We start from the raw sequence: 18720 nt of genomic DNA, 5'->3' as shown, positions 1-18720 counted from the left end.
GTCTGAACAAAACATTCCCACGCCCCGCGTGGGAATACCGCCGTGGTTTACCCCACGTCCTTGGTCCGATCCTGCCCTGTCACCAACTTCAAACCCTGACGCTCAACATCCCGCGACACATGGGCCTTCACCGCCTGCACACCGCCCTCGTGGTCGTTATGAATCACCAACACGCCCGGCCGGCGCAGTTGTTCAAGATCGCCCTCAGCCAAGCTGAAACTCTCACTCAAACCCTCGTCGCTCAACACCTTGGCCTTGGAGCGGCGCTGAGCAAAACGCTTACCGCGGTGTTGCTGGTAACGCGCCCAACTGATCAACAACACCGCGTTGAACGCCGCGATCCACAGGTAAATCTGCAAGGTATCCAGCGCGGCAAAAATCGGTGCGTCAATGCGTGGGCCGCCATGGCTGTCGAGCATCGGCACCAGGCCGCGCACCAACAAGACAATCAATCCGGTCCAGGCCATCAGGGTCAGCAAAATGTCGATGGCCTGCATCACAGGCCGCTGTGGGGTTCGGATCAGGTTCATGGGTTCATTTCCTTGCCGGGGGCTTTGATTCCGCGGTCCGGGCTGACCCAGCGCGCGCGTTTCTGGTGTTGGCGGAACAGCACTTTGGGAAAGCTGACCAAGGTGGTGAACAGGCTGACCAGCCAGAACACCAGCGGGTACCAGATGGTCCAGAACAGGGTTTTCCACAGGTCCCGTTCATAACGCCGGTCGATCATGATGCTCACCGCAAACTGCACCAGGCACACCACCGCCAGCAGCAGCCCGGTGAAAGCCGGTGGCATCAACGTCTCAACGGCGATGGCGGCAGGCAGCGTGACGAACTTGCCCACGGCCCAGAAGATCACCGACAGCAAGAAGGTGAAGGCCCAGCCGGTGGACAAGCAGTACTCGAACAACAGTGGCCACAGATAACGATGGCGCCATTGCCAGATGCCGCGAATATTTTTGAACAGCACTTCGGCGCCACCCTGGGCCCAGCGCAGGCGCTGCTTCCAGATGCCACCGAGGGTTTCTGGCATAAGGATCCAGCACAGCGCACGAGGCTCGTAGAAGATGCTCCAGTGGTCCAGTTGCAGCTTCCAACTGACGTCGATGTCTTCGGTGATCATGTCGGTGCTCCAGTAGTCGACCCGGTCCAGGGCCGCACGACGGAAGGCAACGACCACGCCGGAGACGGTAAAGATCCGCCCGAACACCCGCTGGGTACGCTTGATCAAACCGATGATCGAGGAGAACTCACCCACCTGCACCCGACCGATCAAGGTCGAGCGTGTGCGAATCCGTGGGTTACCGGTGACCGCACCCAAACGAGGGTTGTCGAGCATCGGCGCCACCAGATAGGCCGCGGCATTGCGGTCGAGCAAAGCATCACCGTCAATGCACACCAAGTACTCACTGTGGGCCGCCACCGCGCCCATACGCAAAGCCACGGCCTTGCCCTGGTTTTGTGCCAGGTGCAGCACCCGCAGGCGTGGCTCCTTCAACGCCAGGGCATCAAGCACCGCAGCCGTGTTGTCGCTGGAACCGTCGTTGATGGCGATCACTTCGATGTTGCGATAGTTCTGAGCCAGCGCCGCGCCAATGGTCTCAGTGGCGTTTTCACCTTCGTTGTAGCAAGGGATCAGGATCGAGATCAGCGGGTTACCCGCCAGGGCCGGCGCCGGGGTGTCTTCGTCCCAGGGCCAGTGGCGCTCCCAGTGCAGCCAGAAATACAGGCCGCCGGCGATCCACAATCCGGACATGAACAGCGGATAGAAAAACACAAAGTCCATCAGGAATTGCCCGGTGACCAGAAAGATCAGGCCCAGGGGCACACCCAATACTAATGACAAGACGAGAAGAGCAAGAATTCTGTCAAACATGAGTCAAGGATTCCATTGGTTGGAAAGGGCCGGACGCACGGTTTTCAGATCCGGCGAATTCTCCAGGAAGTTGTCGGGGTAGTAGCCAAAACTGGTGACACCCTGACGCTTGAGCACACCCATCCACTCAGCCATTTGCGCACCGGAAATATCGGGAGCGGCCGAGGTGCGCCAGTCCTTGCCTTGCAGCTCGAAGACCGTGCGTTGCAAGGCGCCGGGACGGGCCTTGACGGTGGCCACGAGTTTTTCCAGCCAGGCGTTGGAGTCCTTGAGGCTTTGGCCCTCCATCAGCGGCATGGCCATGGGCGCCGTCCAGTCGTAGCTGGTGAGGAAGTCGTCGAGGTTCTGCGCGAACCAGGCTTCGCTGCCCGGGTTGAGCATCGGCTCGGCGAAGATATTGCGTGCGGTCTGCACCTGCGGCCCCCGCAATTTGCGAACCTTGGCGGTCAGCTCATGGGTGAAGTCGATCAGGTAGCGGCTCTTGAAGCGGGTCCAACGCTGCATCACGGCAGGGTCGGCGCGCAGGGCGGCGATGTTATCCGGCAGGCCGCTGGCGGCGTATGCCTTGAGCGCTTCCGGGCTGGCGTCTTCGAAGTCCGAGAACACCGCATCATCGTGGAACAGCACGCCGTCGATGGCACTGGTGCGGGCCAGGTCTTCGTAGATCTCGCCAATGATCTGGCGCACCTTCGGGTCAAACGGCGACAGGCGCTGGTACTGGCCTGGGTCGACCGCCACCTTGCCAGTCTCCGGGTCCCAACGGGTGACGCGGGGCAGCTTCGAATCGAGGGCGAAACTGAGCACCGGCATCCAGGCGAACACGTTGACGTGAGCCCGGGTGCGTAGTTGCCAGGTGACGCGGTTGAACAGGTCGGCGCGCACCGGCAAATGGCGGTTGGGGAAGTACAGCGAATGCACCAGACCATCGCCCTTCGGGTCGGCGAAGGCTTGCAGGAAGACGGTGCTCGCGCCCATGTCCACCACGCGCTGTATCAGTTGGTCGAGGTTGCGCACCTGTTGGGCCGGGTCAGGGTCGTAGACGTTGTCCAGGTCCACATGCAGCACTCGCTGCGGCGGCAGGGTCTGGGCAGCCACAATGCTGTTGGCGAAGTGCTCGCCGTCCGGATCTGAAGCCACCAGGAATCGCGGGCTGCTCATCAGGTTGCCGAGGCTATCGAGGCCGTCTTCCAGGGTCAGGGCCATCTGGTAGCCGTTCTCGCCCACCACCGCCAGCGAGGTGCCGTCGGCAGCGCCGTATGGCCACACCCACACACGCGGCGCCTTGCCGGTCACAGCGCGAATTTTGTTGGAGATGGCAGAGACGTCGGTACGCATCCGCGCCTGGAACTGCGCTTCGGTTTCGTAGCGGCCAGTGGCGGGATCAAAGCGACGGGTGGTGGCGGCCGGCTGCAGGTTGCCCTGCGGGTTGGCCAACACGCCTTTGTGGTTGGCGTCAGTGTGCGCGGCGATTTCCACCAGACCGGATTGAGACACTTCACGCACTTGCTGCCAGGTGAGGAACTCGGAACGCGGGCGCGGTGTGCCGGCGAAATCCACCGGCTGGTTCAGCGGCGTATCAACCCAACTGCCCACAGGCGCCAGCAGCGCGTGCCAGTTGTAGGCCCGCAGGATCGGCATGACGCGGGTATAGAAGCTGGAGTAGCCGTCATCGAAGCTGAGCATGATGGCTTTGGCCGGAAGCTCGGGGCCGCCACTGCGCGCCGCCAGGATCTGGTCGACGGAAACCGGCTGGTAGCCGTTCTCCCGCAGCCACGACAACTGCTCGATCAAGCGTTCGGTACGCACCGCCACCACCGCCTGGTCGGGGTCACGATCCTCGACGTCATGGTAGGCAATGCCCAGGAAATGGTTTTTCGGCCACGGCGCTTCGTTAGCGGGTTTGAGCCGCTCGGCGGGTGGAGTGAAAGGCGCGGGTTGCTGGGCGCAAGCGCTGCTCAGCAGTAACCCCAGGGCCAGCAGGCATCGGGAAAGGACAGGCATGATCGGACTCTTCTAGAAGCGGTAAGTGAGGTCGACGATCAGGCGCAGATCGCTTTCGCGCTCACCGTCATAAGGTCGGCTGATCCAGCTCAGGTTGGCGCCGGTTTCCAGCACGTCGTTCCAGCGAAAACGCTGGCCGTAGCCGATCAACCCGACGCCACCGGTGGAGTAATCCCGCTGGCTGTAAGTACCCGCACCCACCTGGAACTGCTGACTCCACTGAGTCTCGTAGCGGTGATAGAGCACATGATTGACGTTCACCGTGGGCAATACGCTGAAGTCCGAACGCGGGTTGAAGTACGGCGTGTCTTCCTTGCTGTTGCGGCTGGTACCGACTTCCAGGCCGAGGTCGACTTGCACTTTCGGCGTGCTGTACACACCCTCACGACCGGTGAGCAAGGCTTCGACGCGGTTGTTGCCGTCGCTGAAATGGGACGAGCTCAGGGCCAGTTTCCATTCGCGGCTTTCATTGGCGCGCCAGCGGATAAAACCGCTGCCGCCGTTAGCAGTGATGTCGGCGTTCAAGGCCCGCAGCGGGGTGCTGGCCGAGAGGTAGTCGAGGCTACCGCCGTACTGCCAGTGATCGTCGATATCCCGGGCCAGTGCGATGCGCGCGCCCTGTTTGGAACCGAAGCCATAAGAGTGGTTGGAGACTTCAGCTTCCAGCGTCATGTCACGAGTACGCCGCTCCACACCCAGGCGCTGCCAGCGGTGTTGACCGGTGCCTTCCTGGAAGTCGGCGGTGGCGTAACCGACGCCACCGAATACCCGCCAGTCTTCGTCGATCGGCGGGCTGTAGAGCAGGGTTTCGATACCAAAGTCGCGACTACCGGCTACCGCACCGGCGCCGCTGCTGCCACCACCGTAGCTTTTGCCGGTGTAGGCTTCGACGCGCAATTCGGCCATGTCATGCACATCCCGCAGGCGACTGAGGCGCTGCGCCTGACGGTTGTCCGGAGCACGAGCGACGACGTCATCGGTGAGCGCATCGAGCTGGCGCCACTCCTGCAAGTCCAGGGCGGTGTGGCCTTGGGAGACTTCCAGGCCGATGTCACGCGGTGCCTGGCTTTCGGTTTCCTTGAGGCTATTTTCGGCGCGGCGCGGCCAGTCCCGGGCGCGGTACATGTCGGCCTGGGCCAGGCGCAGGCCAACGTTGCCAGGAGCCTGTTGCACCAAGGCCTCCAGGCCTTTTTCGCTGGACGGCAGGTCAGCGCCATAGGTGCCGGCCTGGGCCGCCAGTTGTTGGGCGTCCATCCATGCATCGTTAGGGTTGCCGATCGGCAGGCCCTTGAGTTCGACCCGGGCGGGTTGAGTGCTCGCCAGTTTATTGGCGACCTCGCGTGCCTCGCTCACCTGATCGTTTTCCAGCAGGGCGTAGAACAGCGCGGTGCTGTCTTCAACGCGATCGCTGCCATCGGCATCTGGCGCGGCCAGCGCTTGGCGGTACAGCGGCGCGGCTTTTTCCGGCTGGCGTTGGTCGAGGTAAGCGGCGGCGACCCAACGCAGGGCGTAGGTCGGCAACTGCACACCTTCGCTCTTGAGGGTTTCATAGTCGTAGATCAGTTCGGCGGTGCGCGCACGGGCCTTGAGCGCGCCAAGACGGTCGATGCGCCAGCGCACTACGTCGTCATGGGCACTGGCGTCCGGGGTCCAGGTGGCGAGCAACTGGTTGTAGTCCTTCAGGGCACGGTCGGCGATGACGTAGCGCTCTTGCTCCGTGCGGGAGGCAAACTCGGCCAGGCGCACGCGCTCGGCAGCAAGGTCGCCTTCCAGGCGGCGCTGGGTGACCGGGTCCAGCAGGCCAGGACGCTGGGCGGCCAGGCGCAAGGCCGGCTCCGGCATACGAGCGCGTTGCAGAGCGACGACGTACTCGCGAGCAACGTCGGGCTTGTTGCCGGCGCGGATAAAGGCCTGGTCGAATTCAAACAGGGCATCAAAGGTCGAGCCAGCACGGGTCAGGGCGTAACCCAACGCCATGCGCCGGTCCGCGTCGTCAGGCTTGGCGGTCACCAGGGCTCGAGCGCGCTGCACGGCTTCGGCGGTCTGGCCGGCATCGGCCAGGGTCAGGGCCAGGCCCAATTGCAGGTCCGCGTTGTTCGGTTCGCGCACCAACGCCTGGCGATAGACCCCCACTGCCGGCTCCCAGCGCTGTTGGTTACGATAGGTACGGGCGACGGTGGCGAGCGCTTGAGTGGTCAGGGTGCGGTTGCGCCCCTGGGCCTCGTAGACCTTCAGCACTTCGGCGTCTTGATGGGCCCAACTGGCGATCAGCAGGTGATCGCTGATCTGCCCCGGCGTCTGGCGCTCGGCGGGCAATTGACGCAGCAGGTTGAGCGCCGGCGCATAGTTACCGGTGCGTGCCTGATGGATCAGGGAGTCGTAGGCAGGATCGGCCAAGGCCAGCGCTGGCAGCAGCAGTTGGCTGCACAGGGCGGCGCGGATAAACAGGCGCAATCGACTGTCGGTAGGAGGATGTGAGTGTTGCAGCATTTCGTCAGCTTCCCTAACACGGAAAGCTATAGCGATAGGTTCACCTGTCAAACACACATCAGGCCGCCGGCGTCTGATGACCCGGCCAAGCTTTCCTGCGGCGCAATATCCTTGAGAGGGGTACAAAAAAGGGCAATTCCAAACATTTATTCAGAATTGCCCTACAAGAATAAAGGGCTTAAAAGTTGCGCATATTCAAGGTGGAAACGGGCACGCCGAATTGCCGAAATGCCGCTCCCACAAGGGTTCTACAGTGTTCTACCGAGTTGCTTACTGAGCCCCGCTCACCGCGCCCAACTTACCGAGCACGCCGCCAATGAACTGCTCGACGGTCATTTTCTGGCCGTTGAAAGTCACTTCATTGTTGGCGTAGTTCAGCTTGGACACTATGTCGGTGCCGACCACGGTCGCCAGTTGGGTGCCGACCGCCATGTTGCTGATCATTTCACTGGCCATCTGGGATTGCTGCTCAATGGCTTTCGGGTCGGTTACGCCGCCGGCCTGCGCTTGCAGACCCGCTACGTCGGCAAGCATCGGCTTGGACAGGGTCAGGTTGGCGTCCAGCAGCGAGATGATCTGCTTGCCCAGTTCAACCGGTGGCAACTCCATGGTCGACGGTTTGGTCATGTCCACCAGCAGGTTGAAGCGGCTTTCGCCATTGGTGGTCTTGAGCGACAGGTTTTCCACCGCCACTTGCGGCTTGGCGTCCAGCAGTTGGTCGACATTGGCCTGGGCCAGCGCTTGCTCGGCTTCGGTCAGTTGCAGTTCCGGGATCGGTTGCCCGGCAGCGGACGCAGCCTGCACCGGCTGCATCTTGTCCTGGTAAAGCTTGGTCAACACCAGCATGGCCGGGATATCGACGTTCTTCATGCTCGCGGCCATGGCCGCCGAGCCCACGGGCTTACCCTGGTAACCGATCTCGTCGATCTTGTAGTCCACGCGGCCGGACAGGTTGTTGTCCTTGGTCTCGCTGCTGTCTTTCTGCTCGAAGCCCTTGAGGGTCAGCACGGCTTGCTGCGGGCCGAAGGTGGCCTTGGTGTTGGTCAGCTCGATAGTGTTCTGGCCGGTGTAGAAACCGAAGGGGCTCTTGACCAGGTTGCTGGCCACGGTCAGCCCGTTCAGCTCGGCCTGGAACGGCGCGCCGTTGGCATCGACCAGCGAAACTTTGAGGGAGTCCATGTAACCGCTGGCCTTGACCTTCTGGGCGTCGGCGGTGCTGGTGAAAAGCAGGGCGCCGCCGGAGAAGTTCACCGAGGACGTGTCGGTCTTGATTTCCAGAGGCAGCAGTTCAACGTTGCCGTCTACCGAGCGGCTGTAGCCGATATTGGTCACGCCCTTGAGCGGCGTCACGTCTTTGGTGGCGGCGAACCATTTTTCGGTGGTGGCGTTTTTCTCAATCTCGAAGTGACTGGTGGCCATGACCGGCAGCCATTTCAGCGACACCAGGCGGGAGAACGGCAGCGGGCCGTGCTCGATGTGGTCGACGAACAGCAGTTCGGAATCTTTGTGGTCTTCGCCGAACACCGAGCCTTGCGCCTTGACGCGGTAGTGGGCGGTGCTGCTGAACAACTGGCGATCCAGGGACACCAGCTCGAGGGTCACCGTGCCGTCGACGCCAGCCATGGAAGTCTGCAGTTCCTTGTTGGCATTCTGGATCGCGGTTTGCAGTACCGGCTCCAATTGCTTACCGGTGAACCAAGCGCCACCGGCGCTGACGACGCCGACCGCAACAACAAAACCCAAAAGAACAACTGCTGGCTTATTCATGTAGTGACCTGATCAAATCCTATGTGGATGTGGGCTGTCTTCCCTGAACACCCAAAGGGTGTCGGCTCAAGCCCGCCGAAAATCCGAGGAAGATTAGCATAGGCACCCAATCATAGCGGTAGGCCCCTCAGGAATACTCCGTCTCGATCTCGTCCAGTTGATGGTCAAAGCTCTTCAGCCGCGCCGTCCACGTATACACCAGCACCTCGAACTCCCGGTGAATCACCGCGTTGCTCGGCGTATCCGCCTTGGGATCGCAAAAATCCAGCTGGTAGCGTTCCCGAGCCATGGCCGTGGCGACATCGGACAGTTCCCGCGCGTTATTGAGCCAGTGACGGCCGTCGGCGACCTGCTGGTCCAGCGCCACGCATTGTTTCTTCAGGGCTTCGAGGCTTTTTTCCAGGGGCGTGCCGGTGAGTTCGCCCATGACTTCCTGGAAGGTACGGCCAGGCTGCCAATAGCTGCCCCAGAAATAGCGGTCGAAGACGGTCTCGACCCGGCGCAGAGCGACTTTAGTGTCCCAGATGGCCACCCGCGTCTTGCCTTGTTCGAGCAGTTTTCGCTTGATGCGCTGGCCCTGGTAGGAGGCCCAGGCCACCACACCAATGGACAGCACGGCAATCAGCGCGCTGGCGCTGTCGAGGAACACCATGGCCTTGTCGATTTGATGAGCAAGCATGATGCCGTAGAAGTAGGTCGCCGATAGCAGCACCAGTGCGAAGAACACGCACCAGAAAGCGGGAGCATAAGGGTTTTTCATTATTGGAATCCCCATGAGCAAACGCGAGCAGTGACAGGTGGGCCATCAGGTGCCCACCTGTCAAAGCATAGCAACCCGCTCAGGGTTTGCTGGCTTGTGTACCTTGCGTTCGTCCACTTTCCCAACCGCCGCCCAACGCCAGGAACAAATCGATCTGGCTCATGGCAACCTGGGTGTTGGCGGCGGCCAATTGCGCGCGCACGTCGGTGTAGGTGCGGGTGGCTTGCAGGTCGGCCAGGAAGGACGCGCGACCCGCCTGGAAGAAGCGATGCGTCTGGTCTGCAGCCTGTTGCGCCGACTGCTCGGCATCGGCCAGGGCATCACGGCGCTCCAATTGCGCGGTGTATTGCGCCAGGCCGGTCTGGGTTTCGCGGATGGCGTTGAGCACCACCCCGTCGAAGTGCGCCAAAGCGCCCTGGGTCGCGGCCTCCGCTTCATGAATGCGAGCGCGGGAACCGTTGGTCGGTACCGACCAACTGATCAACGGGCCGAACCCCCAACGGTTGGTCTGGGGCTGGCTGAGGTGATCGAGGGCGCCAATGGTGGCCACCGTCGCACCGATGCTGATATCCGGGTACAACGCCCCCGTGGCCACGCCAATGCTGGCGGTCGCCGCCGCCAACTGACGCTCGGCCTGACGCACATCCGGGCGACGCTTGAGCAGCGCGGCGCCATCGCCCACCGGCAGCAGTTGGGCGACGCGCGGTAACTCGGCGCAATCACGGGTGCCGGCAGGCAGTTGATCGACAGGCTTGGCCAGTAACATCGACAAGCGGAACAACCCGGCCTGGCGCGCGGCTTCATAACGCGGCAGGTCGGCGCGCAAGGATTTGAATTGGGTTTGCGAACGGGTTACCTGGGTTTCGTCACCACGCCCCGCATCCCGCAAACGCTGGGTCAAACGGGTGCTTTCACCTTGCAGATCCAGGGAGTGCTGGGCGATTTCCCGCTCCTCGTTGGCCGCGCAGACCTGGGTGTAGGAGCGCACCACATCGGCCACCAGGGTAATGCGAGCGATATCGGCGGCCGCCTGGGTCGCATCGGCACTGGCTTGGGCGCCTTCAATGCCGCGCTGCAAGGTGCCGAACAAGTCGAATTGATAGGACGTAGTGATACCCACATCACCCACATTGGTCACCGGCACTTTTTCCGGCAGCAGATAAGCCTCGCCAGACTCTTGCAAACGTTGAACACCGGCCTTGGCCCCGCCGCTCAAACCGCCAGCGGACTCGGCTTGCTGCACCTGATAGCGCGCCCGCTGCAGGTTGGCCGCAGCCACCCGAAGATCGGTGTTGGAGGCCATGGCCTGACGCACCAGTTCATCCAGGCGTGGGTCCTGGTAGAGCTTCCACCAGTCGGCAGGCACCGGCGCCGACACGACATTGCTGCCCTGCCCCGTCAGTTGTCCTTGCAGGTCTGCACGGTGCACGGCGGCCTGGTCCGGCAGATGATAATCCGGTCCGACCACCTGGCAGGCCGACAATAACAACCCCAGCCCGGCGGTTGTCAGAAGCTGCTTCATGGCTTGGCTCCTGGCTGTTGTTCGGCGGGTTTGGCCTGGTCACCGATGATCGACACCGTGGCGGTACGCCCGGCGATCATGCGGAAGTCTTGCGGCACATCATCAAAAGCGATCCGCACCGGGATCCGCTGGGCCAAGCGTACCCAACTGAACGCCGGGTTGACGTTGGGCAACAGGTTCGAGCCGCTGCTGCGGTCGCGGTCTTCGATACCGGCGACGATGCTCTGCACATGGCCACGCAGGCGAGCACTGTCGCCGATCACACGGATGTCGACGCTCTGCCCGACGTGAATACCGTCCAGCTTGGTCTCTTCGAAATAGCCGTCGATATGGAAGGAGTTGCTGTCCACCACCGACAACACCGGGCGACCAGCGGTGACGAACTCTTGCACGCGGGGCGCACGGTCGTTGACGTAGCCGTCCACCGGGCTGCGGATCACCGAGCGATCAAGGTTGAGCTGGGCGCTGTCCACCGTCACCTGTGCTTCGGCCAACGCCGATTGGGCACGGGCCACGCGCGATTGGCTTTCTTCCAGTTGTTCGCTGGCCACCAGGTTGCCCAAGCCACGGTTACGCTTGGCTTCACGTTGGGCCTGAGCCAGGGTTTCCTGACGGTCGGCGACGGCTGCCTGGGCCTGGCGCAGGGCCAGTTTGAAGCGGTCCTGGTCGACGGAGAACAGTACTTGGCCGCGCACCACCAACTGGTTGTCGCGCACGTCCACTTGCTGGATCAACCCGGACACGTCCGGGGCGATCTGCACGATGTCGGCACGGATGTGGCCGTCACGGGTCCAGGGCGCAAACATGTAGTACATCACCATGCGCCAGACCACGACGCAGGCGAAACTCACCACCAACAACGTCAGGACTACACGGCCGATGGTCAAAAAAGGTTTTTTCATGTCATCAGGTATCGACTGAGTGAGTCCACTGCGCCCAGCAACAGAGCGTAGAGACCCACATTGAACAATGCCCGGTGCCAGACCAGGCGATAGAAGTGGAAGCGCGTCAACAACCCATGCACCACCAGATACAACACATACGTAATGCCCATCAGCACCAGCAGCGTGGGCAGGAACACCCCGCTGACATCCAGATCACCGATCATAAAGGCGCTCCATCGGGTAGCGGCGCGTCCAACTCTGGGCCGCCAACAAATTCCACGCCCGGCAACAACGCCAGGCGCAAGCCGCTGAGGGCATGCAACAGGTGCAGACGGGTTTCGTCTTCACCTTGCAGACCCTGGCCGTTGAGGGCGCGGCGGGTACGGTCCAGGGTCATCAGCAGACCACCGGGGGCTGGCAAGCGTTCGCCAGCCTTCAGGCAGGCCTTGAAGTACCCTCCAACGCCCTCCACCACTTGATTGAGCAGCACACGCGGCACGCCGAGGATGCGCGGAGAGTAGGCCAGCAGGTCGAGCAGGTTCAGCGCTACCCGCACTTCGCGCAGCGCGATGCCGGTGTCTTGCCCGGTCATCGCCAGGCGTGGCAGGTGTTGCATCAGGCGGTCGAGCATCCGTACTCCCATCTGCCGGTGTTCGGCCAGGGTCGCGGGTTCTGTGAGGCCGACGATGTCGTGCCAGCTGAAACGGGTCAGGCGCTTGGCGGCGAACTCTGCGCCGAACGGTCGGGCGATCAGGGTCCAGACAAAGGCGAACAACAGACCCACTGGGCCAGCCAGGTTGGAGTTGGCGAAGGCCAGGAAGTCCGCGTCGTAGGCGCCCTGGATGCTGATAAACGATGAGGTGTTGACCAGGGTCAGCAGCATTCCCAGGTAGAAACGCGGCTGCACCGTCAGGGTGCCAACACAGATAAAAGGTACGGCGAAGGCCAATACCAACATCGGAAAATCGTGCAGGTTGGGCAGTACCAGAAACAGATAGAGGCTGGCGAAGAGCACCGACATCGCCGTCCAGAAAAAGAACCGGTAGATCTGCGGCGCAGGATCATCCATGGAGGCGAAAAAGCTGCAGGCTACAGCCGCCAAAATCACGGCGCTGCCGCCATCGGTCCAGCCCAGCAGGATCCACAGCACCGAGGCGACTACAATCGCCGTTACGGTGGAAAACGCCGAATAGAACATCAGGCCACGGTCAATAAAGGGCGTCAGCCGGCCGAGGCGCCAGTGGCGGTACACGGCGCGCCAATTATCCTGGCTTTCGCACTGGATGGCCGCTTGCAGGCTGCGGCAGTCCTGCCACAAATCGATCCATTCGCCCAGCCGGTAGAGGGCATTGGAAAACAGCAACTGATGACGATCATCCAGGGCTTCGGCGTCGGGTTGCAGGGCTTCGATCTGGTCACGCAGGGCGCGCCAGCGTTCGATGGGCGCGTCCTTTTGGGTGTTTTCCAGCCATTCGACGGTGGCGGCCAAAAGCGGCGCAAACTTTCCGACCAGCTCTGGCGTGCGGCGCTCCAGGGCATACAAGGCGTCGTCGAGTGCATCCACCACCGGCAACAGGTGGATCATCCGCCCACGCAGCTCTTTGGTGTTGCGTACCGTTTGCGGCCGCGCGCCCTCGTGGGGCAGTTGCCCGATCATCAACTCCAGGGTGTTGAAGGTGGCGACCATACCGCCGCGCAGGGTGCTGACTTCTTCAGGTTGCACGTTGCGGGTCAGGAAGCGCTGGCTGTAGACCTGCGCGTCGGAAAACCACTTGCTGACCGAATCATCAAACACCGGCGCCAGGCGCCGAGGCCAGAACATCGCGCCGACCACCGCCGCCACGGCGATGCCGAGGAAGATTTCTTCGGTACGCGCCTCGGCCACGTCCCATACCGCCAGCGGGTTATCCACCACCGGCAGGGCGATCAGCGGCAAGGTGTAGCCGGCGAGCATCAGCGCGTAGCTGTTGGCGGTACGCAGGTGGAGTGAAAGGAACAGCAGGATCCCAGTCCACAACGCAATCACTACCACCAGCAAATATGGGGTCTGCACAAACATAGGTACAAAAAATACCGCCGCCGCCGCGCCGAGAAAGGTGCCGACGGCCCGGTACAGCGCCTTGGAACTGGTGGGACCGACAAAGGGACTTGAGACGATATACACCGTGGCCATTGCCCAATACGGGCGCGGCATCTGCATCAACATGGCGATGTACAACGCGATCATCGATGCAGCAAATGTTCGAACGCCGTAGAACCAATCTCGTGCCGGCGGCATGCCGGAAAAAAATCCGTTCAAGGCGTCACGACCGCAGGGTGTTGGTTGGCGGCTTCGAAGGCACGCAGTACACGCAGTGCCGTCTCCAGATCATCGGCCTCGATGTCTGCCAGCACTTCACGACGCAGACGCACCAGTTGCTCTTCCACCGCCTGCACCAGCTCACGGCCACGGGCAGTCAGGCTCAGGGCCTTGGCACGGCGGTCGTGGATGTCTTCGGTGCGGCACACGAAGCCGGCGTTGCACAACTGGTCCAGCAAGCGCACCAGGGACGGGCTTTCCATCCCGGACGCCTGGGCCACCTTGACCTGATGCACACCGTCGCCCAGGCGGCCGATCATCAATAGCGGCACGGCGCAGGCTTCGGAGATGCCATAGCTCACCAGCGTGGTCTGGCAGATTTTGCGCCAGTTACGCGCACCCACCACCATGCTGCTGCTGATGTTCATCTGGAGTTGTTCGAGAGTCTGAGACACGGGATCATTCGCACAATGTTAGTTTGCTAACTATCAATATGGTGGATGGATCCGTGTCAGTCAAGTTTTGATACAAATTTGGGGATGGGTGGTGGCAGTGAGGTAAGTAAAGCGGGTTTGGGCGAAGGCGTTGGAGATTTTCAGGGGGCGGCAAAACCAATGTGGGATTGAATCCGGTTGTAGCCGCTACCGAGGCACGAGGCTGCGATGCGTGTCCGTAGGACCGACCTCAAGGGTCGCTTCGCAACCCATCGCAGCCTCGTGCCTCGGCAGCGGCCACAACCATCGGCAAGCTCGCCCCGCGCAGCTTTTTTACGCCCCGCGCCCGCTCCTCAGCAGCAAATTCAACTCATCCACTACCTCCGCCCAATCCGCATCTTCCAAAATCTCGTCCCGCAAAAACGCCCTCTGGCTGTCGCTCCAGAAAAACGCGTCCGCCAGCTTCAAATCCGGCTTAAGCGGTGAATGTGCCGTGATGAATTGCTCAATACCTTGTGGATCGTCAGGCAATCCGAGTTGCTTGAACAACGAAGGCAGGCTGTGGATTGGGGATTCCATGACATGTTCCTGATAAAGGGATTCACTGGAGTCTAGCCCAGGCACCGGTCAATACCGGTCACCCACGCCAGACGGGCATTAACCGCAGCCCTCCTTGGGCAACGGCCCTGGCACGTGGCAGAGCACGAATAAACGCGCCCGGGCGCCACCGCCGTCCTGCTGGCTGAGCAGGCGCCAACCGTCGGGCAGCGGTGCAAACTCATCCGGCCCGTCGCTGCTGCTGATCAGCCAGACGCGTTGAGTCTGTGGCGGGATCGCCGACAGGCGGTCGAGGTAGATTCGGCCACCGTCCTGATCCACCAACGTACCAAACCCATAGGCATTGGGCCGCGTCGACTTGCCCTGGGCCGTCGGCGGTGTATAGAGCTGCAATTGGGCATCGGTCTCGTCGTAATACACATAGGGCAAGTACCAGAGCATGTCGCTGATGACGATGCGGTCGTCCTCCTGGTAGTTACGATTGACGAACTCCACCGCGACGTTGAATTGATCGTGCTCGTCGACGGTGAAGTTGCTCTTCAACCCCACCAATTCCACCCCGACAAACAACACCAACAGTGCGGCACCGAAGATGCGCAAGCGTGCCCCAAGGCGATCCACGGCCAAAGCCACGACGATGGGCAAGCCCAAGGCGTAGACGGTGAGATAGCGCTCGATAAACACCGGGGACATAAACGAAACGCCATAGACCATCAGCATCGGCAACAGAAAAAACAGCGCCAGTAACCAGCCGAACCGATAACGGCTCTGGTCACGCCACGCGGTCATCCCCACCACCACAATCAATAGCACCGGCACCAGGACAAACAGTGGCCGCCACAGGCTATCGCCCTCGTCCTGAATCAGGAACTGCCAGATCATCGCCGGCACGGAGAACAGGGTGACCGGGTCTTCCCAGCCAATATCACCGCCGACCTTGAGCTGTTCGACGTGCTGCACCAGGTCCAGCAGATTCGGCAGCCAAGGCAGGTATAACGAGACAATCGCAACGTTGGCCCACCACCAGCCCGGACGGGTGATCAACCGCAGGTTCGACGCCTGCGGCAAACGCAGCAGCCCCAGCCAGAGCCAATGCACCAGCACGCACAGGGCGGTGAAATAGTGGGTGTAGAAGCCGGCGGTCATCAGTAGCACATAGGCCACCAGATACCGCGCCCGTTCGGGCTGCCGGACCCAATAGACCAACGCCAGGGTGGCCGCCAGCAGCCACACCGCCAGCAACGAGTACATCCGCACTTCCTGGCTGTAGCGAACCGCTGTGGGCAGCAACGCCAGCAGGATCCCGGCCAGCACGGCCGCGCGACGGGTGGCGATCACGCGCGTCAACCAAATGCCCAGGCCCACGGCAACCACACCAGGGATCACGCTCATGCTGCGAATGGCGAAAATCCCGTCACCAAACAGGCCGATCCAGCCGCGCAGCAGGAAAAAATACAGCGGTGGGTGCACATCATGGGCCGCGTGGAACCACAGGTCGCCCGGGGCATACTCGCTCAGCAGCAGGCTTGAACCTTCGTCGCCCCAGACCGCCGAAGCAGTCAGGCCATAGAAGCGCAGGATCATGGCCAGCGCCAGGATTGGCACCCACCATAACCGGCTGATCCAGCCGGCCCCTTCCCAGGCACCCGACAGGCGATTGAATGCGGGAAATGCCCCGACCTTGTCGTCTTGTTCCACCACAGTCCGTCGCACCTCTATTCCCCTACCATTGCCCCTTTTCCAGGGCAAAACCTGCGCTTGCGCGAACAATCGCCACTCTAGGTCAAAAGCACGCGATTCGCCTGTTGTTTCGCTACGTGCGAGCCGCGCACGATACCTGGGATTGCGGGGTTAAATCACTGACTTCCTATCGGGAAAATCTGAACTTTACGCAGGCCCTCACTGCTGCTTTTTGTAGGTTCAGGCTATGCTTGCGAACTTCCATGGATTCAGGATCAAGGACTCTTCATGCGCATCGGTCTTCTGTCACCCTTGGCACTGGCACTGCTCGCCGGCCTTTCCCACCAGGCCCAGGCCAGTTCCGACGACTCGTGCTACCCCGACTGGCGGGTGTCGCGCAACAACCTGGATGTGTGCAGCAACCTGCCCTTCCTGAGTCCGGGCAATGACAGCCGGGTCAACCTGCGCCTCATGCTGGCCGACAAGAAGGCCGCGCCGCTGGCTCCCAACGACTTGGGCGAAGAAGACCTGGCCCAGGGCTTTGGCCCCGTACCATTTCCGGTGTATCGCCTCGCCTCCCCTGCGGATGAGCCCACCGATGAGCCCGATGACTCGGATACCGCCTCACTGGCCGAGATGCTCACCTCGCTGGGCATCCCGCGTGACAACGACAAAGCGGCAGGTGACGCCTTTCTCGCCGGGGAAGGCAGCCGCTGCCGCAGCAACAACGATGACAGCACCGCTGCATTTATCAGCCAGGTGGTGAAAGCCGATATGCCGCCTGCCGAACGCCAACTGCTGGCCAAGCAACGCGTGCAGATGCTCACCGCCTGTAGCTGGGACGGCATGGCAACCGGCGAAGCCGAGCAGTTGAAGTCGGCAGACGGCAAGGCGCTGCTGGCATACCTGCAAGCCGCCGGTGACTTTTACAGCGGTCGTTTTGCCGAAGCGCAAAAAGGCTTTGCAACGCTGACCGACAGCAGCCTGCCCTGGCTCAAGGAAACGGCGCTGTACATGACCGCCCGTACCGCGCTGAACAACGCCCAGCAAAACGCCTTCGATGAATACGGCACGCCGTCTTTGGAGCATGTGGATAAGTCCGCGCTGCAACTGGCCGAGACAGGCTTCGATGACTACCTGAAAACTTATCCACAGGGTGAATACGCCACCTCGGCCCGTGGCCTGCTGCGCCGGGTGCATTGGCTCGCCCCCAACCCGGACAAGCTGGCGGATGACTTCACCTGGCAACTGACCCAGGCCAACGACGCCCAGCGCAACGTGTCCCTGGATGAACTGGTGGAAGAAGCCGACACCAAACTGCTGACGAGCACTACCGAGGCGGTGAAGAACCCGCTGATCCTGGTCCTCAACGACCTGATGTGGATGCGTGCCGGCAACCCGCCCAAGCTGACCCGCGAAGCCCTTGACGCGCAAAAATCGATCTTTGCCCAGGAACCTGCACTGTACGACTACGTGCAGGCGGCATTTGCCCTGTATGTGGAGCATCAACCCGACAGCACCTTGAAGCTGCTGCCGCAGGACGTGCCGTCAACCCTCGATTACTTTGCGTTCAGCCAGCAAACCCTGCGAGGCCTGGCCCTGGAAGCCAAGAACGACTGGAAAGGCGCCGAAGCCCTGTGGCTGCAACTGCTGCCGCTGGCCAAGCAACCATTGCAACGCGACCAGTTGGAACTGGCCTTGGCGATGAATTACGAGCGCAGCGGGCAACTGTCCAAGGTGTTCGCCACCGATTCGCCCATCAGTGCCAAACAAGTGCGCTATATCCTGCTGCGCAACGTCGCCGGCCCCGAACTGCTGCGCCAGCAAATGGCCCAGGCCAGCGACCCGGTGGAGCGCCAGACCGCCCAATTTGTGCTGCTTTATAAAGACCTGCTGCACAGCCAGTTCGCGACCTTTGCCGAAGACCTCAAGCAACTGCCCTCCCCGGCCCCCGAGGACAAGATCGGTACCAGCCTGGGTTACGTCTACTCCGGTGGCAAGCCCCTGCAACTGTTCCAGTGGAACGGCGAGAAAAGCGAATCCGGCTACGCCTGTCCGAGCATCGCGCAAACCGCCAGCACCCTGCAAAACAACCCGAAAAACCCTCAAGGCCTGAACTGCTTCGGTGAGTTCATCCTGCGCAATGGCCTGGACGGCATGCCCCTGGAGCTGGTGCGTTCCACCGGCAGCCTGGGCAGTACCGCGTCGGACTTCAAGGGCGAAACGTTCTCGCGACTCGACGGCTACACGCAGGTCATCAACAACGCCAAAGCGCCTCATAACGACAAGGCTTACGCGCTGTTTCGCGCCATCAACTGCTATGGACCGGCCGGCTACAACAGTTGCGGCGGCGAAGACGTCGACAAGAGCGAGCGCAAAGGCTGGTTCCGCCAGTTGAAAACCAAGTTCGCCGATACCCAATGGGGCCAGTCGCTGCAGTATTACTGGTAAG

General features: G+C 61.7%; 14 protein-coding genes. 1 reads left to right on the top strand and 13 read right to left on the bottom strand.

What is annotated here, in order from left to right:
* Positions 1-47: 47 nt before the first annotated feature.
* From pgaD to HKK55_RS26270, 13 genes are all read right to left on the bottom strand, one after another.
* The gene (gene pgaD / locus HKK55_RS26330; protein WP_169357279.1) at positions 48-530 is read right to left on the bottom strand and encodes a poly-beta-1,6-N-acetyl-D-glucosamine biosynthesis protein PgaD; all 483 of its coding nucleotides are present in this window, start codon (positions 528-530) and stop codon (positions 48-50) included.
* Positions 527-1873: a poly-beta-1,6-N-acetyl-D-glucosamine synthase gene (gene pgaC / locus HKK55_RS26325; RefSeq protein WP_169357278.1), complete on the bottom strand. Its 1347-nt coding sequence runs from the start codon at positions 1871-1873 to the stop codon at positions 527-529. The genes pgaD and pgaC overlap by 4 nt, the downstream gene beginning before the upstream one ends.
* A 3-nt stretch (positions 1874-1876) precedes the next feature.
* Positions 1877-3874 carry a poly-beta-1,6-N-acetyl-D-glucosamine N-deacetylase PgaB gene (gene pgaB / locus HKK55_RS26320; protein ID WP_169357277.1) on the bottom strand — a complete coding sequence of 666 codons (1998 nt, stop codon included), beginning with the start codon at positions 3872-3874 and terminating at the stop codon, positions 1877-1879.
* Positions 3875-3886: 12 nt separating this feature from the next.
* Positions 3887-6364, bottom strand: coding sequence for a poly-beta-1,6 N-acetyl-D-glucosamine export porin PgaA (gene pgaA, locus HKK55_RS26315; RefSeq protein WP_169357276.1), 2478 nt, complete (start codon positions 6362-6364; stop codon positions 3887-3889).
* A 270-nt stretch (positions 6365-6634) separates the two neighbouring features.
* A complete protein-coding gene (locus tag HKK55_RS26310; protein ID WP_169357275.1) occupies positions 6635-8131 on the bottom strand; it encodes a YdgA family protein in 1497 nt (498 codons plus the stop codon).
* Positions 8132-8258: 127 nt separating this feature from the next.
* Positions 8259-8891, bottom strand: a complete 633-nt coding sequence (locus HKK55_RS26305; protein WP_155586250.1) for an NADH:ubiquinone oxidoreductase subunit N — start codon at positions 8889-8891, stop codon at positions 8259-8261.
* Positions 8892-8970: 79 nt separating this feature from the next.
* Positions 8971-10413, bottom strand: a complete 1443-nt coding sequence (locus HKK55_RS26300) for an efflux transporter outer membrane subunit (RefSeq protein ID WP_169357274.1) — start codon at positions 10411-10413, stop codon at positions 8971-8973.
* Positions 10410-11315 carry an efflux RND transporter periplasmic adaptor subunit gene (locus HKK55_RS26295; RefSeq protein ID WP_169357273.1) on the bottom strand — a complete coding sequence of 302 codons (906 nt, stop codon included), beginning with the start codon at positions 11313-11315 and terminating at the stop codon, positions 10410-10412. The genes HKK55_RS26300 and HKK55_RS26295 overlap by 4 nt, the downstream gene beginning before the upstream one ends.
* Entirely contained in the window at positions 11312-11521 is a 210-nt protein-coding gene (locus tag HKK55_RS26290) for a DUF1656 domain-containing protein (protein ID WP_155586247.1), read from the bottom strand. The genes HKK55_RS26295 and HKK55_RS26290 overlap by 4 nt, the downstream gene beginning before the upstream one ends.
* On the bottom strand, positions 11518-13596 hold the full coding sequence (locus tag HKK55_RS26285; RefSeq protein WP_169357272.1) for an FUSC family protein: 2079 nt from the start codon (positions 13594-13596) through the stop codon (positions 11518-11520). The genes HKK55_RS26290 and HKK55_RS26285 overlap by 4 nt, the downstream gene beginning before the upstream one ends.
* The gene (locus HKK55_RS26280) at positions 13593-14024 is read right to left on the bottom strand and encodes a MarR family winged helix-turn-helix transcriptional regulator (RefSeq protein WP_169357952.1); all 432 of its coding nucleotides are present in this window, start codon (positions 14022-14024) and stop codon (positions 13593-13595) included. The genes HKK55_RS26285 and HKK55_RS26280 overlap by 4 nt, the downstream gene beginning before the upstream one ends.
* A gap of 339 nt (positions 14025-14363) precedes the next feature.
* Positions 14364-14609, bottom strand: coding sequence for a DUF2789 domain-containing protein (locus HKK55_RS26275; protein WP_169357271.1), 246 nt, complete (start codon positions 14607-14609; stop codon positions 14364-14366).
* Between the two features lie 78 nt (positions 14610-14687).
* The gene (locus tag HKK55_RS26270) at positions 14688-16301 is read right to left on the bottom strand and encodes a glycosyltransferase family 39 protein (protein ID WP_169357270.1); all 1614 of its coding nucleotides are present in this window, start codon (positions 16299-16301) and stop codon (positions 14688-14690) included.
* A gap of 255 nt (positions 16302-16556) precedes the next feature.
* On the opposite strand from HKK55_RS26270, the gene HKK55_RS26265 reads away from it, so the two are divergent.
* Positions 16557-18719 carry an outer membrane assembly lipoprotein YfiO gene (locus HKK55_RS26265; RefSeq protein ID WP_169357269.1) on the top strand — a complete coding sequence of 721 codons (2163 nt, stop codon included), beginning with the start codon at positions 16557-16559 and terminating at the stop codon, positions 18717-18719.
* The last annotated feature ends 1 nt before the right edge of the window (position 18720 follow it).

The organism is Pseudomonas sp. ADAK18, assembly GCF_012935695.1.
Lineage (GTDB): Bacteria > Pseudomonadota > Gammaproteobacteria > Pseudomonadales > Pseudomonadaceae > Aquipseudomonas.
This window is presented reverse-complemented; position numbering and strand designations above follow the sequence as displayed.

Bases quoted from the DNA above. Each gene is read 5' to 3' on its own strand.
- HKK55_RS26280 (WP_169357952.1), bottom strand. From the start codon at position 14,024: ATGAACATCAGCAGCAGCATGGTGGTGGGTGCGCGTAACTGGCGCAAA.
- HKK55_RS26310 (WP_169357275.1), bottom strand. From the start codon at position 8,131: ATGAATAAGCCAGCAGTTGTTCTTTTGGGTTTTGTTGTTGCGGTCGGC.
- HKK55_RS26295 (WP_169357273.1), bottom strand. From the start codon at position 11,315: ATGAAAAAACCTTTTTTGACCATCGGCCGTGTAGTCCTGACGTTGTTG.
- HKK55_RS26290 (WP_155586247.1), bottom strand. From the start codon at position 11,521: ATGATCGGTGATCTGGATGTCAGCGGGGTGTTCCTGCCCACGCTGCTG.
- pgaC (WP_169357278.1), bottom strand. From the start codon at position 1,873: ATGTTTGACAGAATTCTTGCTCTTCTCGTCTTGTCATTAGTATTGGGT.
- pgaB (WP_169357277.1), bottom strand. From the start codon at position 3,874: ATGCCTGTCCTTTCCCGATGCCTGCTGGCCCTGGGGTTACTGCTGAGC.
- HKK55_RS26265 (WP_169357269.1), top strand. From the start codon at position 16,557: ATGCGCATCGGTCTTCTGTCACCCTTGGCACTGGCACTGCTCGCCGGC.
- HKK55_RS26300 (WP_169357274.1), bottom strand. From the start codon at position 10,413: ATGAAGCAGCTTCTGACAACCGCCGGGCTGGGGTTGTTATTGTCGGCC.
- HKK55_RS26305 (WP_155586250.1), bottom strand. From the start codon at position 8,891: ATGAAAAACCCTTATGCTCCCGCTTTCTGGTGCGTGTTCTTCGCACTG.
- pgaA (WP_169357276.1), bottom strand. From the start codon at position 6,364: ATGCTGCAACACTCACATCCTCCTACCGACAGTCGATTGCGCCTGTTT.
- HKK55_RS26275 (WP_169357271.1), bottom strand. From the start codon at position 14,609: ATGGAATCCCCAATCCACAGCCTGCCTTCGTTGTTCAAGCAACTCGGA.
- pgaD (WP_169357279.1), bottom strand. From the start codon at position 530: ATGAACCTGATCCGAACCCCACAGCGGCCTGTGATGCAGGCCATCGAC.